Source organism: Crenalkalicoccus roseus (genome assembly GCF_004761865.1).
GTDB classification, from domain to species: domain Bacteria; phylum Pseudomonadota; class Alphaproteobacteria; order Acetobacterales; family Acetobacteraceae; genus Crenalkalicoccus; species Crenalkalicoccus roseus.
Window position 1 is genome coordinate 1 of record NZ_SJDM01000116.1, and the last position, 676, is coordinate 676.

1 pseudogene is annotated in these 676 nt (G+C 85.9%); it reads right to left on the reverse strand.

Features of this window, described 5'->3' with window-relative positions:
• Positions 1–676 (reverse strand): annotated as a pseudogene (locus tag ET526_RS21455) (AAA family ATPase); the annotation flags it as partial.

A 676-nucleotide genomic window follows, 5' to 3' on the forward strand; every position in this document is an offset into this window, starting at 1 on the left:
CGCCTCCGCCTCGCGCTGCGCCACGGCGGCGCGGGCGGCCTCCTCCCCGGCGGCGGCGAGCGCCGCCTCGGCCTCGCGCAGCCGGGTGCGCTGGCGCAGCCGCACCGCACCGGGGTTGGGCGCGTCGGCACGGGCGGTGTGGCCATCCCAGCGCCACACCGCGCCCTCGCGCGAGACCGCGGCCTGGCCGGGGGCGAGCAGCGGCTGCAGCGCCGCGCCCTCCGCCCCCTCGGCCAGCAGCCCGACCTGGGAGAGGGCGCGGGCCAGGGCCGGCGGCGCGCGCACCAGCTCCGCCAGGGGAACCAGCCCCGCGGGCAGGGCCGGCGCCGGGTCGAGCGGCGGCAGGGCGCGCCAGTGGCGCGGGGCGGCGGGATCGGCCGGGCTTTCCAGCGCCTCGCCGAGCGCGGCGCCGAGCGCCGCCTCCAGCCCCGGCGGCACGGCGATGCCGTCCACCACCGGCGGCGCGGCGCTGCCCTCCCCGACGGCGGCGGCGAGGGTTTCGGCCAGGGCCCGCGCCTCGGCGGCGGCGCGGGCGCGGGCGGCCTCGGCCTCGGCGGCGCGGCGGCGCGCCTCGGCGGCGCCGGCGGCGGCGCGGGCGCGCGCGGCCTCGGCCTCCTCCACCCCGGCGCGGGCGGCGGCGAGCGCGGCCTCCGCCGCTCCGGCCCCATGCAGCGCG